This window comes from Nocardia higoensis NBRC 100133, assembly GCF_000308595.1.
In the GTDB taxonomy this organism is placed as follows: domain Bacteria; phylum Actinomycetota; class Actinomycetes; order Mycobacteriales; family Mycobacteriaceae; genus Nocardia; species Nocardia higoensis.
The window spans coordinates 1-19,883 of sequence record NZ_BAGA01000138.1 but is presented as its reverse complement, the minus strand read 5'-3'; the positions used below and the strand labels follow the sequence as shown (position 1 = coordinate 19,883).

Genomic DNA, 19,883 nt, shown 5'->3' with positions numbered 1-19,883 from the left:
GTGCGTACACATTTCACCGGAAAACGACGACTGGCCGTGGCGGCCGTGACCGCGACAGCGCTCGCCCTCGCGGGAGCGGCCACCGTGCGGGCCGTGAGCGGGAGCGAAACCAGCTCGCTGTGCGCGTATTTCGACGATTCCTTCGGTCTCTATCCCGGCTCGCCGGTCACCATCCGCGGCGTCACGGTCGGCACCGTGCGCGGTATCGAGCCCGACGGCGCGCGAGTGCGGGTCGACATGCGCACCGATCGGCGGGAACTGCCCGCCGAGACCGGCGCGGTGATCGCCAATGCCTCGATCCTGACCGATCGGCGGGTGGAACTCGTCGACGCCGATCCGGGCGCGGGACCGAAGCTGCCGTCGGACACGTGCATCGACCAGAGCCGAACCCGCACGCCGGTCAGCGTTTCCGACGCCCTCGGATCGTTCTCCACACTGGTCAGGCAGATCACCGAACTCGGCCCCGACGGCACCGCGCCGCTGGAAGCGGTGCTGCGCGACGCCGGTGGCCAGGTCGAGGGACTCGGCCCCACGCTCAACCGCGAGCTGCGGGACCTGGCCGATCTGCTGGCGACACCGGACAGCTTCATGGCCCAGCTCGGCGACCTGCTCGACAACTCGGCCGCGATGAGCGAGTTCGTCAGCCGGGATTGGGAAGACGTCAAGATCACCCTGCAGACCTTCGGGCCGGGCCTCGGCTCGATCGCGGAGATGCTCGTCGTCGTCAAGGACCTCGTCGAGCGGCTGTCCGCCGCGGTGGGTCCGCTGGACCGGCTCTTCCACGACCATTTCCCGTACCTGATGAACACGCTGAACTCGACCCTGCCGATCCTGACGATGGTGCGCACCCGGGCCGAGAACTCCGGCGAGCTGCTCGCCAAGATCCCCGGCGTCGTGGGCATGTTGCAGACGATGGTCGGGTCACACGAGGGATCGCTCGGCGTCGAACTCGAACCGGCGCGCGCCGAGGTGGCCACCCCGGACGCGGGGCTGGTGTGCGCCGCGCTGGCACAGGTCGCGCCGGACAGCTGCACCGTGCTGTCGGAGCGGTCGGTCTCGGTTCCCCTTCCCCAACTGGTGCTGTCGACGATCGGAGCGACTCCGTGACCATCACCCGCACGCGGACCAGCACACGCACCCGGCTGGGCCGTCTGATCGCCGCCCCGCTGGCGATGGTGTTCGTGCTCAGCGGCTGTGGTTTCGACCCCAGCGATCACGCGCTGCCCGGTGCGGGTGTGCGCGGGCCGACCTACCGGCTGCACCTCGAGTTCGAATCGCTGCTCAGCCTGCCCGCGGGCGCCGACGTGCGCAGCGGCGGCGTCTCCGTCGGCACCCTGGACTCCATCAGCCTCGAGCCGCACAGCGCGGTCGCCCACATCGACGTGCGCGACTCGGTGGTCGTCCCCGCGAACACCAGGGCCGAACTGCGCCAGACGACCGTGCTCGGCGACATCTACATCGCGTTGCTGCCGCCGGAGACCGACGGCGACCGTCCGCTGCGCGACGGCGACACCATCCCGCTCCAGCAGACCGATCCCGGTCCGCAGATCGAGGAGATGCTCGACCGGATCGCGACATTCGTCAACGGCGGCAGCCTGATGCGATTGCAGGACTCGATCGCCCGGCTCAACGAGGTACTGCCCGAGGACCCGGCGCAGACCCGCGTGCTCGCGGCCGCGGTGGCGACGGACGTGAGCGCGGCCGCCGCGAATCTGGACCAGATCGACCGGATCGTGGTCGCCACCGACGACCTGACCCAGCGCCTGAACGCCGCGCGCGACGAGGTGGGCTTCGTCTTCTCCGATGTCGCCCGCCGGCGCCTGCAACGCGTGCCGCTGTTCATGGACGCGGTGCTCAACACCGTCATCGACGCGGGCACGCTGGTCTCCGGCCTGGAGTGGCTGATACCGCGCCTGCCGCACATCAACGAGAACCTCGAGACGATCGTGCCGTTGCTCCGCGATCCCTCACCCAGCGCGAACGAGCTGGCGGGCAACGCCGCCGACATGCTCGCGCTGGTCAACGACAAACTGCTGCCGTTCCTGCTCGGTCCCGGCGTCGACATCCGCCAGGTCGGCATCGCCGGCGCGGGCGAGGGCGATCCCGCCAAGGACGGGCTGGTTCTCCTGCGGATGATCGGAGCTCTGCCATGACCCGGATTCCCCCTTGGCTGTCGGCCGTGGCCCTGGTCGCGGTGATGATCCTCGGCTCCTGGTATCTCGTCGTCGATGTGCTCACCATCGACCCGACGCAACGCCGCCAGCACGCGATCGTGGATCTGCGCGACGCGGCCGGGCTGCGAGCGGGCAGCGAGGTCGTCTACCGCGGTGTGAACATCGGCCGGGTCGATGAGGTGCGCAGCCACGACGGACTGGTCCGGATGCGTTTCTCCTACGACGCGAAATACCGCATCCCGGTCGACAGCGAGATGCGGGTGGAGAACCTCTCCGCGCTCGGCGAACCGGTTTTCGCGCTGCTCCCGCAGACCACCGAGGGACCGTGGCTGGAAGACGGCGCACACCTGACCGAGGCGGTGGAACTGCCGACCTCGGTGCCGGATCTGCTCGCCAACACCTCGAGCCTGCTCGATCAGGTGGACGCCGAGTCCGTGCGCAGGCTCACCGACGCCTTCTCCGAGGCGCTCGTCGGTCTCGACGACACGGTCCCGCAGGCCCGCCGGGGCGCCGAACTGCTGCTGGCGACCTTGTCCAGGCACGAGGGCTCGCTCGAAACGGTGCTGCGCGAGATGGTGCGGATGATGGGCGACGTGGGGTGGGCCCGCGCCGCGCTCACCGAGGCGCCGCCGATGCTCGACGAGTTCGGTGAGACTCTCGGCGTCTCCTACAAGTATCTGTTCGCCGGTTCGCAGGTGCTGCGCGGCGACGAGATCCTCGGGTCCTGGCGTGATCAGGAGGAGCAACTGTTCGAGTATCTGGCGAAGATGGCTCCCGAGATCGGCGCCATCGGCGTGGCGCTGCGGCCCGCGACCCAGGCCACCGGCCCGCTGCTCGGAACGATCGACCTGGGCACATTGCTCGAACAGGCGATTGCGACACTGCCGGGCGAGAGCGTCCGCTTCACCGTGACCGTTCCCCGATGAGAAGAGACGAAGAATCATGACCGATGCTCCCGACACCGACGAGGGCGTGCTGAACGAGACCTCGACGGACGAGATCGCCGAGACGGCGGCCGCCGAGAGCAAGACCGCGAAGAGCGAGACCACCCAAGCCGATACCGCGAAGGCCGGGACTGCGGAGACCGCGACCACGCCTGTCGCGGCCACGAAGGTCGCAACGGTGAAGGTCGCGAGTGACAAGGGTGCGGCGGGCGAGACCGAAGGCGCCGATTCCCGGAGCGCCGGAGGCCGTGAAGCCGCCGAACCCCATGCGCGGGAGGCGAACAACTCCCGCACGCCGTGGTGGCAGTCCGTCCGCGCCGTCGCGGTCCTGGCGGTCCTCGCCCTGGTCGCGGCCGTCACGTTCGGCGTGCTCTGGGCTACCGACGACTCAGCGGACCAGCTGTCAGCCCTGCAATCCCGCCTGGACACCGAGGCCGCGGCCGAAACCGCCGCCTCGCAGTACGCCCTGCGCGTCTCGGAGGTCGACTACCGCGACCTCGATGCCTGGCGCAAGGCGCTGACCGACGGCGTCACCGAACAGCTGGCCCCCAAGCTCGAAGCCGCCGTCGACGTGGTCGGCCCCTGGCTGAGCCAGATGGAGTACACCGCGACCGCCCGCCTGCTCGCCGCCGATGTCTCCGAGTCCGACGGCGACCGCTTCGTGGTCCAGGTCTTCGTCGACATGACCTCCAAGAGCAAGCAGACCCCCGACGGCGTGGCCGCCACCGCCACCTACACGGTCACCATGGACCGCGCCTCGAACTGGACCATCACCGATGTCGGCGGTGTCGGCGGTGGTCTCCCCGGCGCGGGCGCCCCGGGCAGCGGCGGCCGCTGACGATCCGGAACGGCGCGCCGTGCAGGCGGTAGCGATCGACAGCTCGATACTTTTAAAGTACTTTATAAGTATGACCGTTCAAGAGGTGCTTTTCTCGGAGCTGCAGTTGCACGGCAAGGCCACGGTCGAGCGATTGCGTCGTACTCCTGAACAGGCGCTGCTCGTCCGTCGCCGGGACGCCGAAGATCTGGTGCTGACCACTGCCGCGCGCGCACAGCTCGAGCGCACGGCCGCTTCGGTCACCACGCAGATGTTCGTCGCGATGATGCAGCGCGCCCCCGAGGCTCGTCGGCTGGTCACCGATGTCTTACCGGAGGTGTTTCCCTGGGTCGCGTTCCTATCCCGCTCGGAGGTCCAGGAGTTCGTCCTCGAACTGGTCTCGACGATGCGGGCTGCGGATTCGCTGCACAACCCCGCGCCCGTCGTGCAGGTGATCGAGAGCTGGCGCCACACGGCCGAAGTCCTGGCCGATCCCGAGCTGGCCGCCATCCTCGGCCGGGACTCCGACGAGGACCTGGGCCCGGTCCCTGAGCCGGAAAGGGCATGAGCGGGAAGCGGGGGGATCGGGTCGCGCCGCCGGCGGGCCGCGAACACTGGGAGCTGCGGTTCGCGACCGGCGAGGCGGCGAAGGGATGGGAAGTCCTGTGTCAGCAAGCGCCGGCAAACACCCTGGCCGCATGGGAGGTATTGCGCGCGCGGCCCGATGCGCCGGTGCCGACCTCGCGGCACCACCGGTTGAAGGGTCGGCTCTCGACGGCGCGGCATCGCGGGGTCGAGATGGAGCAGTGGCAATTCGAAGTCACCGCCGGCGGTCGCATCTTTTATCTGGTCGATGTCGAGACGCGCACCCTGTGGCTCCGAGCTGCTTCGGCCGGGCACCCGAAGGTGACCGACTGAACGAGTGGGCCGTGTTCCGGCCGGCCCCGTGCTCCGAGTTCGGCCGCGAGCCAGTCGTTCAGGCGACCTGGTGGAAGTGCTCGACGGTGGGGCGTGGGTCGTAGAAGTGGTGCAACAGTTCCCTCCAGCGCTGGAACTCGGGGGACAGGCGGAAGCCTTCGGTGTGGTCCTCGATGCGTTCCCAGTCGACGAGAAGCAGGTAGCTGCTGGGGGATTCGATGGAGCGGGACAGGGTCAGGCGCAGGAAGCCCCGCATCGACTCGATGATGGTGCGGGCCTGGGCGAAGGCCGTTTCGAAGTCCGCTTCGCGGCCCGGGATGACGGGCAGCACTACGTGTTCGGTGATCACGTGATGCATTCTCGTCGCGGGCGGCGTGGGTGCGCGGGGGCGTGCCATTTCGGTGCCACCATGAAGTGATGGAGATCGCAGTCCAGGACGCGGGCGGGCCGTGGCAGGGCTTCCTCGGCGGGTTCGCGGGCAGCGTGGTGATTCCGCTCGCGCTCGGCACCCTGTGGGGCAGATTCCGCGTCGCGGGCTGGATTCTCGGCCCGATCACCGCGATCCTGCTGCTCGCGGTGCTGCCGATCCTGTTCTTCGGCGGGCTCTACTGGGTCGCCGAGACGCTCTACCGGCGGAGCCGGGCGCTGGTCCGGATCGCGGCGGCGGTGGGTGTGATCGCGGCCGCCGTGGTGTTCGCCGTCGCCTGCGCCGGGTGGTAGGTCGTGCTCAATCGCGCACGGCCCGGCCGAGTTCGGCCATCTCCAAGGCATGGCCGGTGCGGGTCAGTACGTGTGTGCGCGAGGATTCGATGTGGTCGATCAGCACCGACAGGGCGGTCTCGGGTTCGCCGGCCAGCAGGTGCTCGGCGATGGTGATGTGCTCGGCGATCATGTCGACGATGCGCTCGGGGGTGGGCAGGTCGAGGATGCGGACCGGGCGCAGGCGGACGTGCACCGAGGTGAGGGCGTCGGCCAGCGCGGTATTGCCCGCGGCGGCGAGCAGCGTGGTGTGGAAGTGCTCGTCCTCGGTGAGCAGGTCCAGGCTCGGGGCGGGCGGGTTCTCGTGCAGGCGGCGCCAGTGGCGTAGCTGGGCACGCACCTCGTCGAGGTCGTGGGTGCGGGGCGCGCCCGAGGCGCGGTGCGGGCCGGCGACGCGTTGGATCCCGCGTGCTTCCAGGGTGATACGCAACTCGAAGAGCTCGTCGAGATCTTCCAGGCGCGGACGGTAGGGATAGAGGCCGTCGGGGTGGCGTTCGACCAGGCCGTCGGCCTGCAGGCGGGTCAGCGCCTCGCGCACCGGAGTGCGGGAGACGCCGTAGGCGCCGGCCAGCCGCTCCTCGCTGAGCCGTTCGGTGGGCACGACGGCGCCGGAGGCGAGATCGTGGCGCAGCTGGTGATAGACCTGTTCACCCAGCGGCACCCGCCCCCGGCGCGTCATCATCGCCCCTCAGATCGCCATCGCGGCGCGCACCGCGGTTTCCGCGCCCTTGCCGCCTTCGCCGCTCGAGGTCGCTCTGCCGGATTCCAGCACGTAATAGCGTTGCGCGGCCTGGAGCGCGAAGCCGATGTGCTGTTCGACGAGCAGCACGCTGAGCCCGCCGCGATTGGTGAGATCGATGATGGTGCGCTCGATCTCGGCCACCACCGACGGCTGGATGCCCTCGGTCGGCTCGTCCAGGATCAGCAGTTTCGGCTCGGTGATCAGCGCCCGCGCGATCGCCAGCTGCTGGCGTTGACCGCCGGAGAGCAGACCGGCCTTGCGGGTGAGCAGTTCGCGCAGCGCGGGGAACAGCTCGAGGGATTCCTCGATCAGCGCCTTGCCGCGCTTGCGGCCGTCGGCCACCACCTGCAGATTCTCGGCTGTGGTCAGCTGGGGAAAACTCTGCTGCCCCTGCGGGACGTAGGCGATGCCGCGCTTGACGCGCTTGGAGGGGGAGTACTTGGTGATGTTCTCTCCGTCGAACCGGATCTCGCCGGACTTGGCGCCGATCAGCCCGACGGCGGTGCGCAGCAGGGTGGTCTTGCCCGCGCCGTTGTGGCCCATGATGGCGACCACGCTGTCGTCGGGAACGGTCAGCGACACATTGTGGATGACCTCGGTGCGGCCGTAGCCGGACTTGATGTCAACGAGCTCGAGCATCGTCGGCCTCCTTCTCGAGTTCGGGCTTGCCGTCCCGCGTCGCATCGGACTCCGACGCAACGGACTCGGGCGCAACGGCTTCGGGCGCGGCGTCCTCGGTTTCGAGTTCGGTGCCGATCGCCGCGGCGGTGCCGAGGTAGACCTCCTGCACCTTCGGATCGGCCTGCACCTGTTCGACGGTGCCCTCGCTGAGCACCTTCCCGCCCGCCAGCACCGTCACCGAGGTGGCGAACTGGCGCATGAACTCCATGTCGTGCTCGACGACCACCACCACTCGCTCGGCGCCGATGCGGCGCAACAGGTTTCCGGTCTCCTCGCGCTCCTCGGCGCTCATGCCCGCGACCGGCTCGTCGAGCAGCAGCACCGAGGCGTTCTGCACCAGCAGCATGCCGATCTCCAGCCACTGCTTCTGGCCGTGGGCGAGCACGCCGGCGGGCTTGTCGCGCAGGGCGGTGAGGCCGGTGGTCTCCAGCGCCTCCTCGATGGCGGGCAGCACGGACTTACGCCTGCGCAGCATGGTGAGGAAGGATCGGCCCGCGCCCGCGGCGATGTCGAGGTTCTGCAGGACCGACAGTTCCTCGAAGACGCTGGCGGTCTGGAAGGTTCGCCCGACGCCGAGCCGGGCGATCTGGTGCACCTTCTTGCCGAGTAGTTCGGCGCCGGACTTCTGCGCCGAGCCGGTGGCGGGCACGAGTCCGGTGATGGCGTCGATCAGGGTGGTCTTGCCCGCGCCGTTGGGACCGATGAGGAACCGCAGGTCGCCCTGCAGCACCGTCAGATCGACCTCCGTCACGGCCTTGAAGCCGTCGAAACTCACGGAGAGGCCGCGGATCTCGAGATATTCGCTGTCCATGCCGGCATTGCCGCCGAGCTTGGGCTCTTGCGTGGGAGCGGTCATCGCGATTCCACCTTCTGCTCTTCGTCCGGTGCGGCCTCGACCGATCCGGCCTCGTCCGAGACGCTTTCCCCGGCGGCGGCCGTCTCCGGCGCGGCGAGTGTCTTCGGCTCGGCGGCCGCGGGCACGGCATCATCCGCGGGCGCCGCCTCGACCGGGGTGACTGGTGTGTCCGAGGTCGCGGGTGTGCCGAAGCGGGACTGCCAGAACCCCTTGGCCATCGGCCAGACGCCGGCCAGACCGGCGGGGATGAAGCCGACTACGACGATGAACAGGATGCCCTGCAGGTAGGTCCAGCCCGAGGGGAACTGCTCGGACAGCGTGGTCTGTGCCCAGGCCACGCCGATCGCGCCGAGCACGGGGCCGAGCAGGGTGGTCCGGCCGCCGATCGCGACGCCGATCAGGAAGGCGATCGAGGGCACCACGCCGATATCGGCGGGGGAGATGATGCCGACGATGGGGGTGAACAGCGCGCCCGCGACGCCGGCGAAGACCGCCGCCACCACGTAGGCCAGGATCTTGACGTTGGCCGGGTCGTAGCCGAGGAAGCGGACCCGCTCCTCCTGGTCGCGCACCGCCACCAGCAGTTCGCCGTAACGGCTGTACATCAACTGGCGCACGATGGCGACCACCACGAGCAGGGTGCCCGCGGCGATGAAGAACAGCATCTGCCGGTTGGCCGGGTCGGAGAGCTTGAAGCCGAAGAAGGCGCGGAAATCCGACAGGCCGGTGAAACCGCCGAGCATCTGCTGGCCGGTGAGCAGGATGGCCATCGCCGCCGCGAGCGCCTGGCTCAGGATGGCGAAGTAGGCGCCCTTGACGCGGCGCTTGAACACGCCGTAGCCGAGCACCGCGGCCACCAGGCCGGGCACCACCAGGATGGCGATCAGGGTGACCGGCGCGGAGGCGAACGGCTGCCACAGCGTCGGCAGTTCCCGGATGCCCGCGATCTGCATGAAGCCGGGCACGTCCTGCTTCATCCTGGCGGCATCGGCCATCTGCATGTGCATGGCCATGATGTAGGCGCCGAGACCGAAGAACACGCCCTGGCCGAGGGTCAGCATGCCGCCGCGCCCCCAGGCCAGGCCGATGCCGACCGCCACGATGGCGAAGCACAGGAACTTCGCGAGCAGATTGAGCCGGAAGTCGCTGAGCACCGCGGGCGCCACCGCGAACAGCAGGATCGCGGCGACAGCGAAGCCGGCGAGCACGGTGAGCGGGGAGGATTCCCGCTGCGATCCGCCGAGCCGTTCCCGGACGGTCCCGATGAGTGAGGTCATGCGAGGCTCCTTGTCCGGACCGTGAACAGACCCTGCGGGCGGACCTGCAGCACGATCACGATGATCACGAAGACGATGACCTTCGCGATCGAAGCGGTGGTCGAGTACTCGATGAAGGAATTGAGCAGGCCGAGGGCGAAGGCCGCGATGACCGTGCCCTTGATCTGTCCGAGGCCACCGATCACGACCACCAGGAATGCGTCGATCAGATAGCTCTGCCCGATGGTCGGGCTGGTCGAGCCGATCAGCGTCAGCGCCACACCGGCCACGCCGGCCAGGCCGGAACCGATGAAGAAGGTGCTGATGTCGGTGAATCGGCTGGACACGCCACTGGTTTCGGCCAGGCCGCGGTTCTGCACCACGGCCCGGATCCGGCGGCCGAGCGGCGTCGCCTTCAGCACCGCCGCCAGCACCGTCACCGCGACGATCGCCAGCACCAGGATGAAGATTCGTGTTTTCGGAACGACGGCGCCCATGATCTCGACGCCGCCGCTCAGGAACTCGGGCACCAGCACGTTCTTGGCGGGTGCGCCGAAGATGTCGCGGGCCAGCTGCTGCAATACCAGGCCCACACCGAATGTCACCAGCAGCGTGTCCAGCGGCCGGTCGTACATCCAGCGGATCAACCCCATCTCCAGCGCCGCGCCCAGCGCGCCGCCGACGAGGAATCCGATCACCAGCGCCACGAACAGCGACACACCGGCAGAGGTGAACACCTTCTGCACGACATAGGTCGTGTAGCAGCCGGCCATGATGAATTCCCCATGGGCCATGTTGATCACGCCCATTTGACCGAAGGTCAGCGACAAGCCGAGAGCGGCGAGCAGCAGAATCGAGCCGAGGCTCAATCCGGTGAAGAGTTGTCCGACAATCACGTCCACGTCAGGTCAGCGCTCCTCGATCACAGTCCGTCGGCCCACGGGTAGGTCTTCAGGTACGGATCCGGCTGGATCGGCTGACCCGAATCCCAGACCGTGTAGATCAGGCCGTCGGGCCGGATCTCGCCGATGCGGGCGGTCTTGGTGATGTGGTGGTTGGAGCCGTCGATGGTGACCAGGCCTTCCGGGGCGTCGAAGGTCACGCCGTCGGCATTGGCCTGGATGTCGGCCACCGCGAAGGAGTTGGCCTTCTCGACGGTGTTCTTCCACAGGTAGACCGAGGCGTAGGCGGCTTCCATCGGGTCGGAGGTGGGCTTGTCGGCGCCGAAGGCGGCCTTGTATGCGTCGACGAAGGCCTTGTTCTGCGGGGTGTCGACGGTCTGGTAGTAGTTCCAGGCGGTCAGCTGGCCCGCGATGTTCTGGGCGCCGATGCCGGCGACCTCTTCCTCGGCGATGGAGACCGAGACCACCGGCATGTCGGCGGCTTTCAGGCCCGCGTTGGTGTACTCGCGGAAGAACGCGACGTTGGAGTCGCCGTTGAGGGTGTTGAAGACGGCGTCGGCGTCGGCGGTGCGGACCTTGTTGACGATGGTGGAGAAGTCCGTCGAGCCGAGCGGGGTGTAGTCCTCGCCCTTGATCTCGATGCCGTTGGCCTCGGCGTAGGCCTTGATCTCACGGTTGGCGGTCTGCGGGAAGACGTAGTCCGAACCCACCAGGTAGAGCGACTTCACGCCCTTCTGCTTCAGGTAGTCCAGCGCGGGGATGATCTGCTGGTTGGTGGTGGCGCCGGTGTAGAAGATGTTCTTGCTGTCCTCGAGACCCTCGTACTGCACGGGGTAGTACAGCAGCGAGTTCAGGCTCTCGAACTTGGGCAGCATGGCCTTGCGGCTCGACGAGGTCCAGCCGCCGAACACCGCTGCGACACAGTCGGAGCTGATCAGCTTCTCGGCCTTCTCGGCGAAGGTCTTCGGGTCGGACGCGCCGTCCTCGAGGACCAGCTCGATCTTCTTGCCGAGCACACCACCCGCGGCGTTGATCTGGTCGACGGCCAGCTTGGTGGAGTTGGCGACGGTGACCTCGGAGATGGCCATCGTGCCCGAAAGGGAATGGAGCGAGCCGACTTTGATGGTCGGACCCGAGGTGTCGACGCACGAGGCGGCGGCAACGTCGGAATCGGCGTCGTCCTTGGCGCCACAGGCGGTCAGCAGGAGGCCGGTGAGTGCGAGTGCGGTCGGCGCGACCAGCGCTTTGCTCACTCGACGAGACTTCTGCCGACGAGTGGAACGTGGATCTGACATGTGGCGAACCCTTCTAGCGCGTATACAACGGCTGTATCCGTGCTGCGAACGGTAGCCAGGAGTTGTTGCGCCGGAATATCTGTCGGTGACAAGTGGGTTGCCGATGTTTCGGTTCGGTGAACGAAACGTCCGGTGTGTCCGGTTCGATCCTGATTGTCCAGGAAGAGCGCTGCTACTTCAGCACATACGGCGAGACCGAGCTGCGGTGCTCACTGATGTCGAGAGTTTTGCCCAGCGGCGGGAAGGCGCGTTGCGGGCAGTTGGCTCGCTCGCACACCCGGCAGCCCGCGCCGATCGGAGTCGCCTTGACCTGGTCGAGGTCGATGCCGTCGGCGTAGACCACCCGGCCGGCATGGCGCACTTCGCATCCCAGGCCGATGGCGAAGGTCTTGCTCGGCTGGCCGTAGCGCGTCGCGCGGCGTTCCACGGTGCGCGCGACCCACAGGTACTTTCGTCCGTCGGGCATCTGCGCGATCTGGGTCATGATCTTGCCCGGATAGGCGAAGGTCTCGTAGACGTTCCACAGCGGGCAGGTGCCGCCGCTGGAGGAGAAGTGGAAGCCGGTGGCGGATTGCCGTTTCGACATATTGCCCGCCCGGTCCACCCGCACGAACGAGAACGGCACGCCCCGCTGCGACGGGCGCTGCATGGTCGAGAGCCGGTGGCAGATGGTCTCGTAACTCTGTGAGAAGAACGCCGAGAGCCGCTCGATGTCGTAGCGGAAGTCCTCGGCGACCTCGAGGAAATGCGTGTAGGGCAACACGGTGGCGGCCGCGAAGTAGTTGGCCAGGCCGAGCATCGCCAGCTTGCGGGCGTCCTCGGAGGCGAAATTGCCGTCTTCCACCAGCTTTTCGAGCAGCTCGCCGCATTCGAAGTAGGCCAGCTCGGCGGCCAGCTTGAACGAGCGCTGCCCGCCGGACAGGTGCGGGGAGATCTCCAGGCGCAGGTGGTCGGGATCGTAGCGGTGCAGCACGCCCTCGCCGAGATCGATGCGCTCGATGATCCGAACGCCGTGCTCGCGCAGCAGGCGCGAGACACCGTTGGCGATGTCGCCGCCGTGGAAGCGGATGCGTGAGGTGAGTTCCTCTGCCGCGGTGTCGAGTTCGTGGATGTAGTTCTGGCGCTGGTAGAAGTAGTCGCGCACTTCCTCGTGCGGCTTGGAGATGGTGGCGCTGCCCGCGCCGTCGGCGAAGCGGTCCTCGGTGGCGGCGGCCAGCTGGGCGCTGGTGTTGCGGTAGCGGTTGTGCATGGCCACCATCGCGCGCGCCATGCTCGGGTGCGCGGAGACCATCTCGGCGATCTCCTGGGTATCGGCCTCGATGCCCAGTTCCTGGTCCATCACGACCTCCTGGAGCTCGGCGATGAGCCGGGTGTCGTCCTGGGAGGAGAAGAAGGTCGCGTCGACGCCGAACACTTCGCTGATCTTGAGCAGCACCGGCACCGTCAGCGGGCGCACGTCGTGTTCGATCTGGTTGAGGTAGCTGGCCGAGATCTCGAGCTGCTGGGCGAGCACGACCTGACTCAGGCCGCGCTCGGTGCGCAGCTGGCGCAGTCGCGCGCCCACATAGGTCTTGGCCATTCGTCCAGTTTAGAGCGCTTTTCGCAGCTCTGCCAATGCGAAATTAGCAGTGCGGTCACAGGCGCTGTCGCCGGGCCCGGTTACCGTGAGAGTGTGTTGTTCGCCGACGTCGTGAGAACCTCGGCCGCAGTGCGGTCGACGCCGTCCAGGAAAGCGAAGATCGTCGCGCTGGCCGAGCTGTTGCGCGCGGCCGCGCCCGAGGAGGTCGGGCCGGTGGCCGCGTGGCTGTCCGGCGAACTGACCCAGGGGCGCCTCGGCGCGGGCTGGCGCACGCTGGCCGGGCTGGACGCCACGCCGCCCGCCTCGCTGCCCAGTACCACCGTGACCACCGTGGAGTCGATCCTCGACCGGGTGGCGGCGCAGTCGGGTCCCGGTTCCGGAGCGCGGCGCAAGGATCTGCTGACCGAGCTGTGGTCGGCGGCGACCGTGGCCGAGCAGGAATACCTGCCCCGCCTGCTCACCGGAGAACTGCGTCAGGGCGCGCTGACCGCGCTGGTCGCCGAGGCCGTCGCCGAGGCGGCCGGAGTGCCGGTGCCGCTGGTACGCCGCGCCTACATGCTCTCGGGGCGGCTGCCGGTGACCGCGGTCGCGGCGCTGCGCGGCGGCGCCGCGGAACTGGCGGCGTTCACGCTGGAGGTGGGCAGGCCCATCCAGCCCATGCTGGCCTCGCCGGGCTCCTCGCTGGAGGAGGCCACCGCCGAGTTCGGCGGGGAGGTCAGCATCGAGCACAAGCTGGACGGCGCCCGCATCCAGGTACACCGCCACGGCGACCTGGTCCGGGTGTTCACCCGCACGCTGCGCGAGATCACCGACGGCGTCCCCGAACTCGTCGCCCTGGTGCGCGGCCTGAACTGCGAGCGGGTGGTCCTCGACGGGGAGACGCTGGCGCTCACCGACGACGGGCGGCCGCGGCCGTTCCAGGAGACGATGAGCCGTTTCGCCACCTCGGCGGCGCCGTCCGCCGACGCCACCGGCAGCGCCGATGGAATCGACGTCGCCGAGGGCGCCCTCGAAATCGATGGTCCCGACGGGGCGCACGGTGCCGCGGCGGCGGAGCGGTCCCGTCCTGCCGGGTTCACCGTCGCTCCGGAGTTCGACGCGGCGACGGCCAGGCACCTGCCGCCGGGCGCGCTGCTGCTGCCGCCGGTCAGTTCCTCGCGTGAACTGCTGCTGCATCCGTATTTCTTCGACTGCCTGCACCTGGACGGGCGGGATCTGCTGGACGCCCCGCTGTCGGAGCGGCGGGAGGCGCTGCTCTCGGTGGCCGGGCCGCATGCCATCCCGGCGCTGATCCGGCCCGATTGCGAGACCGCCGCGGAGTACCTCGACGGCGCGCTGGCAGCCGGGCACGAGGGGTTGATGGTCAAGTCGCTGAGTGCGCCGTACGCGGCGGGCAGGCGCGGGCGGTCCTGGCTGAAGATCAAACCGGTGCATTCGCTGGACCTGATCGTGCTCGGCGCGGAATGGGGCTACGGCAGGCGCACGGGCTATCTGTCCAACCTGCACCTCGGCGCGCGCGATCCGCGCACCGGCGAGCCGGTCATGGTGGGTAAAACCTTCAAGGGCCTGACCGACGCGCTGCTGGCCTGGCAGACCGCCGAGTTCCCCCGCCACGAGCGCGCCCGCGACGAGCGCACCGTGTATCTGTGGCCGGAGCTGGTGGTGGAGGTGGCGCTCGACGGCGTGCAGGTGAGTCCGCGCTATCCCGGCGGCGTCGCGCTGCGGTTCGCGCGGGTGGTCCGGTACCGGCCGGACAAGACCCCCGATCAGGTCGACAGCATCGACACCGTGCGCGGCCTGCTGCCCTGACCGGCTGGTCCCCGGCTCTACCTGCACGAAAACGCCGCCGCCGAGGAGGCGGGTTCGGCATTATAGGGTGCCGATCCGGCGCGCGTTCGTATGGCAACTGCATGGCAATCGAACTTTCGGTTACCGCACACTGGACGGGTGACCGCCGAATTACTGGTGCTGCTGATCGTCATCGCGACGGCCCTCGCGTTCGACTTCACCAACGGCTTCCACGACACCGCCAACGCCATGGCGACCTCGATCGCCACCGGCGCGCTCAAGCCGCGCGTCGCGGTCGGGCTCTCCGCGGTGCTCAACCTCATCGGCGCCTTCCTCTCGGTCGAGGTGGCCGCGACGGTGGCCAAAGGGATTGTGCAACTCGATGCCGTCAGTGGGCAGGATCTGCTGCTCATCGTCTTCGCCGGACTGGTCGGCGGCATCCTGTGGAATGTCGCGACCTGGCTGTTCGGGCTGCCGTCGAGTTCCTCGCACGCACTGTTCGGCGGTCTGATCGGCACCACCATCGCCGCGCTCGGGTGGAACGGGGTCATCTGGTCGTCGGGATCCTCGGGGGTGCTCGGCAAGATCGTGCTGCCCGCGCTGCTGGCACCGGTGGTCGCGGCGCTGGTCGCCTCGATCGGCACCTGGGCGGTCTACCGGATCACCGCATCGGCCGACGCGGACGTCAGGCGCAAAGGATTCCGCTGGGGTCAGGTCGGCTCGGCTTCGCTGGTCTCGCTCGCGCACGGCACCAACGACGCGCAGAAGACGATGGGCGTGATCTTCTTGGCCCTGGTCGCGCACGGCACGGTGGCCAAGGACGACGAGCTGCCGCTGTGGGTGATGGCCTCCTGCGCGGTCGCCATCGCGGCGGGCACCTATCTCGGCGGCTGGCGGATCATCCGCACCCTGGGCAAGGGGCTGGTGGACATCGAGTCGCCGCAGGGCCTAGCGGCGGAGACCTCGTCGGCGGCCATCATCCTCAGCTCGGCGCACTTCGGCCTGCCGCTGTCGACCACGCAGACCGCGACCGGCTCGATCCTGGGCTCCGGCATCGGCAAGGGCGCGGAGGTGCGCTGGTCGGTGATGGGCCGGATGGCGGTGGCCTGGCTGCTGACGCTGCCGATGGCCGGTCTGGTGGGGGCGATCTGCTGGGCGCTGGCGCACTCCATCGGCGGCCTGCCCGGCGTGCTGGTGGTGTTCGCCCTGCTGGTCGGACTGTGCGGGTTCATGTGGCTGCGTTCGCGCCGGGACCGGGTGGACACCGGCAATGTCAACGTCTGGCCGAGCGACACCGCCCCGGCGGCCGACTCCGCCGACCCCCGGTCCGCGCCATCACAGCCGGCCACCGCGCAGCCCGTGGTGCCGTCCTCGGTCGCATCCCAGCCGGTCGGAGCCCAGCCGGTCGGGTCGCCGAGCGTGGCGTCGACCTCCGTCGGATCACAACGCGCCGAAGCGCGGCCCGCCGAACCGGCCGAGGCCGACCGGGCATCGTTGCCGACCCGCCGAGCGCGGCCGTAGAAGGAGCAAGCCCGTGCAGACACTGCTCACCAGTCTGAGCTCGCTATGGCATGTCGTCGTGGCCGCGCTGATCCTCGGTGCGGGGCTGCCCGCCGTCTTCGCACTCGGCGTGCGCTGGTTGTCGGCTGCCGATACGGTCGACGAAGGCGGTGTCGCCCGACGCAACAATGTCGCGATGGCGGGGGCGTACGCCTGTTTCGCCCTGATCATCGCGGCGGTGCTCACCGGCATCCTCTACACCGCCAAGGCATTCCTGGCCGCCCGGCTGGGTATACACCTGTTCGGAGAGTAGGAGGCGTCGTCCAGTGACCGAGCCAGAGACGAATGCGACGGCGTCGGACCCGGTGACGGCGGACCCGGCGGCGCCGGGCGCCGTGACGGCGGACCCGGTGGGAGGGACCGATCGCGAAACTGCGTCCGCCGATCGCCCCGGGCTGCTCGCGCGCATCCTGGACTGGCTGCGGGCCGGATATCCGCAGGGCGTGCCCACATCGGATTACGTCGCGTTGTTCGCGGTGCTGCACCGGCATCTGACCGATTACGAAGTCGTGATGGTCGCCGAGGAACTGGTGCGCCGCAATCCGGAGGCCGAGATCACCCGCGAGGCCATCGTGCAGGCCATCGCCCGCTTCGCGATGGAACAGCCCGATCCGGGCGATGTGGCCAGGGTCGCCGAGCACCTGGCCGCCGGTGGCTGGTTACTGGAGGACACCCTCGCCGATCCGCCCGCCGCCGACGCGACCGACCCGGGCCGGGGTGCCACCGCCCCGGACTAGAGCAGCGATAGTTCCTCGACCCGGACGGTCGGTGCGAGCCGGGTGCGCAGGCTCCGGTCGATCTCGCCCGCCACCGGGATGACCACCGCGGCCGCGGCCGTGGCGACGGCGTCGGTGAGGATGGCGGGCCAGTCCGGCTCGCCGGTTCCGGACAGCGCGGAGATCACCGCGGCGGCCGCGGAGTCACCGGCTCCGGTGGGATTGCCCGCCAGCGGCCGCGGCAGGCAGGCGGTCCAGGCGCCCCGTGCGGTGACCGCGACCATGCCGTGCGCGCCCCTGGTCACCACCACCGCCCGTGCTCCGGACTCCACCAGCGGGCGCGCGCACAGGGCGACCTCGCGTGGCGTGGCGGGATCCTGCCCGGTCAGGGTGCGCAGTTCGGCGCGGTTGGGCATGAGCACCACGCCGGGCACCTTGGCCGCCAGCCGCAGTGCCTCGTCCTCGACATCGCAGATGGTCGGCACCCCGGCCGCGATGGCGGTATCGGCGATCGCTGCCGGGAGGCTCGCATCGATTCCTCCCGGCAGCGATCCAGAGATCACCAGGCCGCCGATATCGGGCAGCAGCCCGGCCACCCGGACCGCGAGCTGATCGCCCGCGTGCGGGTTGGTCACCCGGGCGCCCGGTTCGGCCAGGGCGGTGGCGGTGCCGTCGTCGGATTCGCTGATCACCACGGTGCGCCGGACCCACGGCAGCGCGTGCACGAAGTCCACCGGCAGTTCCAGCTCGGCTGCGGCCGCGAAGGAATGATCGGAGAAGCCCGTCGCACGCGCGTATCGGCCCAGCTGGTTGAGCACCCGCGTCACATTGATGCCCTCGCCGCCGATGCGCTGCTCGACCGAACGGACCCGATGCGGGCGTCCGCGTTCGAATCGTTCGACCCGGTAGGTCATGTCGTAGGCGGGATTCATTGTCACAGTGAGGATCACGTCAACCACTGTCCCCCATCGGGCACCGGGCGCAACTGTGGTTCGTCCTCACCGCCGGGTGCGAATCGGCTCCCCCTCGGGGGAATTACAGTCCCACGGTCGCTCGTCCGTCGAAGATCCCCGTCGCCGGCAGCGCCGCGCCGTGCTGGGACAGCGATCCGCCGTCGCGGCCGGTGCGGACGGCCAGCAGTTCGGCGATGATGGCCACCGCGGTCTCGGCGGGCGTGTGCGCCCCCACGTCGAGCCCGGCGGGGGAGTGCAGCCGCGACAGTGCCGCCTCGTCGAAACCACCCGCGCGCAGGTCCTCCATCCGGCGCAGGTGCGCCGCGTAGGAACCGGCCGCGCCGAGGTAGCCGAGGTCGGTCAGGCGCAGCGCGACGGTGAGCAGCGGGATCTCGAATTTGGGGTCGTGGGCGAAGGCGACGATGGCGGTGCTCGCGTCGATCTCGCCCGCGCCGGCCAGGGTGTTGAGATAGCGGTGCGGCCAATCGACGACCATCTCGGCGCCCGGGAAGGCCTCGGGCACGGCGAACTCTTCGCGGGAATCACAGATGGTGACTCGATAGCCGAGCAGCCGGGCCTGCACGGTGAGCGCGGCGGCATAGGAATTGGCGCCGAAGATGATCATGCGCGGCGCGGGCGCGAACGAGGCGACGAAGATATCGGATTCGGGTAGCGCGACCAGCTCGGTGTTGTGCCGCTTGTCGGTGATCAGGTGCTGGCCGATCAGATCGGTGTCCGGGTTCCACACCACGGTGAACACCGTGACCCGCCGGTGCGCGGCGATCTCGGCGGCGACGGTGGGGAACTCGATGAAGTCCTGCTGGGAGAAGGGCTCGGCGAAGACGTCGATGGTGGCGCCCGCCGCGACGCCCGGCTCGCCGGAGGGGACGGGCAGCCGGTGCATGGCGCGCCTGCCGGTGCGGGCGGCGGTTGCCGCCGCGTCACGGATGGCGTCGTCCACCGAACCGCCGAGGCCCGCGCCGTACACCACGCCGTCCGGGTCGACCAGCAGCGCGCTGCCGACCGGCCAGCGGCCGTCCCCGACGCTGCGCACGACGGTCGCCAGCCCACCCGTCCGACCCGAATACCACACCCGTAAGAGGTCGTCGACGATGTCGCGCATCAGTTCTCAACTCCGCTCAACGTGCGGTAGTGGCCGGGAAGTCATGGTCGACGCCCGTCGCCAGATCATCGCACGTGACGCACACCATATCGCCCCTCGACCGGATATAGGTGGCGGCGCCGTGATCTGCTGTCGAGGCCGCGACCACGCCCGCCCAGTGGCTGTGCTCGATCACAACGGGATGGCCGGGACGACCCGCGAAAACCGCCCTGGCCAGTCCGCCGGGCGCGTGTAAGGCCGCCTCGACAACGCGGGCGACCACCGCGGCGCCGACGTCCGGGGTGTCCACCGGCATGATCACCGCGTAGTCGCCGCCCGCGGCCGCGCGCAGGCCCGCGCGCAGCGAGGCCGACAGCCCGCGCGCCCAATCGTGCGCCCACACCGTCTGCACGGCCTCCGGGATACCGAGCCCGTCGTGATGCGGCCCGGTCGCCCCGAGCACGACGACCACCCGCTCGCAACCGCCCTCGCGCAATGCCGCGATCGCCGCCCGCAACCAGGCGCCGTCCTCGGCCAGCGCCTTGGGATATCCGTAACGGGTACCGGCGCCCGCGGCGAGCACGATTCCGACGGCAACGGCAGACATGCCGGTCACGGTAACCACCTCCGGTTGCGGTTGTGTGACCATCCGGAAACACCCGGTACGACAGACCGTGCCGATTCCGACACGCCGGAAGTGATCTTGTCGCCTTCGGCTGGCGAGAGCGGCCGGGCTCGCCGATGCTGGACCGATGAGGCGCGACTCGGGAGAGCCGGTGGGCGCGGAGGCAGCGGCGGTGCCGTCGGTGAGCGGCGCGGCCGACAGCGCCCGGCCAGGCGC

Annotated in this window: 22 protein-coding genes; 11 read left to right on the top strand and 11 right to left on the bottom strand. The window is 69.3% G+C overall.

The features are described 5' to 3' along the window. From ON26_RS31805 to ON26_RS24700, 6 genes are all read left to right on the top strand, one after another. Positions 1 to 1,107 (top strand): MCE family protein, encoded by a 1,107-nt coding sequence (locus ON26_RS31805; RefSeq protein WP_157171994.1) that lies wholly within the window; start codon positions 1 to 3, stop codon positions 1,105 to 1,107. Further along, positions 1,104 to 2,153, top strand: a complete 1,050-nt coding sequence (locus tag ON26_RS24720; RefSeq protein ID WP_245546030.1) for an MlaD family protein — start codon at positions 1,104 to 1,106, stop codon at positions 2,151 to 2,153. Before ON26_RS31805 ends, ON26_RS24720 begins: the two co-directional genes overlap by 4 nt. After that, positions 2,150 to 3,100 carry an MlaD family protein gene (locus ON26_RS24715; RefSeq protein ID WP_040799105.1) on the top strand — a complete coding sequence of 317 codons (951 nt, stop codon included), beginning with the start codon at positions 2,150 to 2,152 and terminating at the stop codon, positions 3,098 to 3,100. The genes ON26_RS24720 and ON26_RS24715 overlap by 4 nt, the downstream gene beginning before the upstream one ends. 16 nt (positions 3,101 to 3,116) lie before the next feature. Next, positions 3,117 to 3,956, top strand: coding sequence for a hypothetical protein (locus tag ON26_RS24710; protein ID WP_051027505.1), 840 nt, complete (start codon positions 3,117 to 3,119; stop codon positions 3,954 to 3,956). 70 nt (positions 3,957 to 4,026) lie between these two features. Beyond that, positions 4,027 to 4,503, top strand: a complete 477-nt coding sequence (locus ON26_RS24705; RefSeq protein WP_040799311.1) for a hypothetical protein — start codon at positions 4,027 to 4,029, stop codon at positions 4,501 to 4,503. Next, positions 4,500 to 4,853, top strand: coding sequence for a hypothetical protein (locus ON26_RS24700; protein WP_040799104.1), 354 nt, complete (start codon positions 4,500 to 4,502; stop codon positions 4,851 to 4,853). The genes ON26_RS24705 and ON26_RS24700 overlap by 4 nt, the downstream gene beginning before the upstream one ends. A 58-nt stretch (positions 4,854 to 4,911) precedes the next feature. Here the strand turns inward: ON26_RS24700 and ON26_RS24695 are convergent, their stop codons facing one another. Beyond that, positions 4,912 to 5,202 carry an antibiotic biosynthesis monooxygenase family protein gene (locus ON26_RS24695; protein WP_040799309.1) on the bottom strand — a complete coding sequence of 97 codons (291 nt, stop codon included), beginning with the start codon at positions 5,200 to 5,202 and terminating at the stop codon, positions 4,912 to 4,914. 68 nt (positions 5,203 to 5,270) lie between these two features. On the opposite strand from ON26_RS24695, the gene ON26_RS24690 reads away from it, so the two are divergent. Next, a complete protein-coding gene (locus tag ON26_RS24690) occupies positions 5,271 to 5,573 on the top strand; it encodes a hypothetical protein (RefSeq protein WP_040799102.1) in 303 nt (100 codons plus the stop codon). A 7-nt stretch (positions 5,574 to 5,580) separates the two neighbouring features. Here ON26_RS24690 and ON26_RS24685 read toward each other — a convergent pair whose 3' ends face one another. The 7 genes from ON26_RS24685 to ramB form a co-directional block, all read right to left on the bottom strand. Beyond that, positions 5,581 to 6,291, bottom strand: a complete 711-nt coding sequence (locus tag ON26_RS24685; protein ID WP_051027549.1) for a GntR family transcriptional regulator — start codon at positions 6,289 to 6,291, stop codon at positions 5,581 to 5,583. A gap of 9 nt (positions 6,292 to 6,300) precedes the next feature. Further along, entirely contained in the window at positions 6,301 to 6,993 is a 693-nt protein-coding gene (gene urtE, locus ON26_RS24680) for an urea ABC transporter ATP-binding subunit UrtE (RefSeq protein ID WP_040799098.1), read from the bottom strand. After that, positions 6,977 to 7,891, bottom strand: a complete 915-nt coding sequence (urtD, locus tag ON26_RS24675; protein WP_245546029.1) for an urea ABC transporter ATP-binding protein UrtD — start codon at positions 7,889 to 7,891, stop codon at positions 6,977 to 6,979. The genes urtE and urtD overlap by 17 nt, the downstream gene beginning before the upstream one ends. After that, positions 7,888 to 9,168 (bottom strand): urea ABC transporter permease subunit UrtC, encoded by a 1,281-nt coding sequence (gene urtC / locus ON26_RS24670; RefSeq protein WP_083884336.1) that lies wholly within the window; start codon positions 9,166 to 9,168, stop codon positions 7,888 to 7,890. Before urtC ends, urtD begins: the two co-directional genes overlap by 4 nt. Continuing rightward, positions 9,165 to 10,049 carry an urea ABC transporter permease subunit UrtB gene (urtB, locus tag ON26_RS24665; RefSeq protein WP_040799096.1) on the bottom strand — a complete coding sequence of 295 codons (885 nt, stop codon included), beginning with the start codon at positions 10,047 to 10,049 and terminating at the stop codon, positions 9,165 to 9,167. Before urtB ends, urtC begins: the two co-directional genes overlap by 4 nt. Positions 10,050 to 10,069: 20 nt before the next feature. Beyond that, positions 10,070 to 11,344 carry an urea ABC transporter substrate-binding protein gene (gene urtA / locus ON26_RS24660; protein ID WP_051027502.1) on the bottom strand — a complete coding sequence of 425 codons (1,275 nt, stop codon included), beginning with the start codon at positions 11,342 to 11,344 and terminating at the stop codon, positions 10,070 to 10,072. 172 nt (positions 11,345 to 11,516) lie between these two features. Next, on the bottom strand, positions 11,517 to 12,923 hold the full coding sequence (gene ramB, locus ON26_RS24655; protein WP_040799091.1) for an acetate metabolism transcriptional regulator RamB: 1,407 nt from the start codon (positions 12,921 to 12,923) through the stop codon (positions 11,517 to 11,519). A gap of 93 nt (positions 12,924 to 13,016) precedes the next feature. Here ramB and ON26_RS24650 point away from each other — a divergent pair, with 93 nt between their 5' ends. From ON26_RS24650 to ON26_RS24635, 4 genes are all read left to right on the top strand, one after another. Then, a complete protein-coding gene (locus tag ON26_RS24650; RefSeq protein WP_040799089.1) occupies positions 13,017 to 14,732 on the top strand; it encodes an ATP-dependent DNA ligase in 1,716 nt (571 codons plus the stop codon). Positions 14,733 to 14,870: 138 nt separating this feature from the next. Beyond that, entirely contained in the window at positions 14,871 to 16,232 is a 1,362-nt protein-coding gene (locus ON26_RS24645; RefSeq protein ID WP_083884335.1) for an inorganic phosphate transporter, read from the top strand. A 13-nt stretch (positions 16,233 to 16,245) separates the two neighbouring features. Then, positions 16,246 to 16,524, top strand: coding sequence for a hypothetical protein (locus tag ON26_RS24640; protein ID WP_040799301.1), 279 nt, complete (start codon positions 16,246 to 16,248; stop codon positions 16,522 to 16,524). Between the two features lie 97 nt (positions 16,525 to 16,621). Continuing rightward, the gene (locus tag ON26_RS24635; RefSeq protein ID WP_040799299.1) at positions 16,622 to 17,008 is read left to right on the top strand and encodes a DUF3349 domain-containing protein; all 387 of its coding nucleotides are present in this window, start codon (positions 16,622 to 16,624) and stop codon (positions 17,006 to 17,008) included. Here the strand turns inward: ON26_RS24635 and ON26_RS24630 are convergent. From ON26_RS24630 to ON26_RS24620, 3 genes are all read right to left on the bottom strand, one after another. Continuing rightward, positions 17,005 to 17,937 carry a hexose kinase gene (locus ON26_RS24630; protein ID WP_245546028.1) on the bottom strand — a complete coding sequence of 311 codons (933 nt, stop codon included), beginning with the start codon at positions 17,935 to 17,937 and terminating at the stop codon, positions 17,005 to 17,007. The two genes, ON26_RS24635 and ON26_RS24630, sit on opposite strands and share 4 nt — an antisense overlap. 85 nt (positions 17,938 to 18,022) lie before the next feature. After that, the gene (locus ON26_RS24625; RefSeq protein WP_040799087.1) at positions 18,023 to 19,063 is read right to left on the bottom strand and encodes an XdhC family protein; all 1,041 of its coding nucleotides are present in this window, start codon (positions 19,061 to 19,063) and stop codon (positions 18,023 to 18,025) included. A gap of 16 nt (positions 19,064 to 19,079) precedes the next feature. Further along, complete coding sequence (locus ON26_RS24620; protein ID WP_040799295.1) at positions 19,080 to 19,649, bottom strand: nucleotidyltransferase family protein; 570 nt, start codon at positions 19,647 to 19,649, stop codon at positions 19,080 to 19,082. Between the last annotated feature and the right edge of the window lie 234 nt (positions 19,650 to 19,883).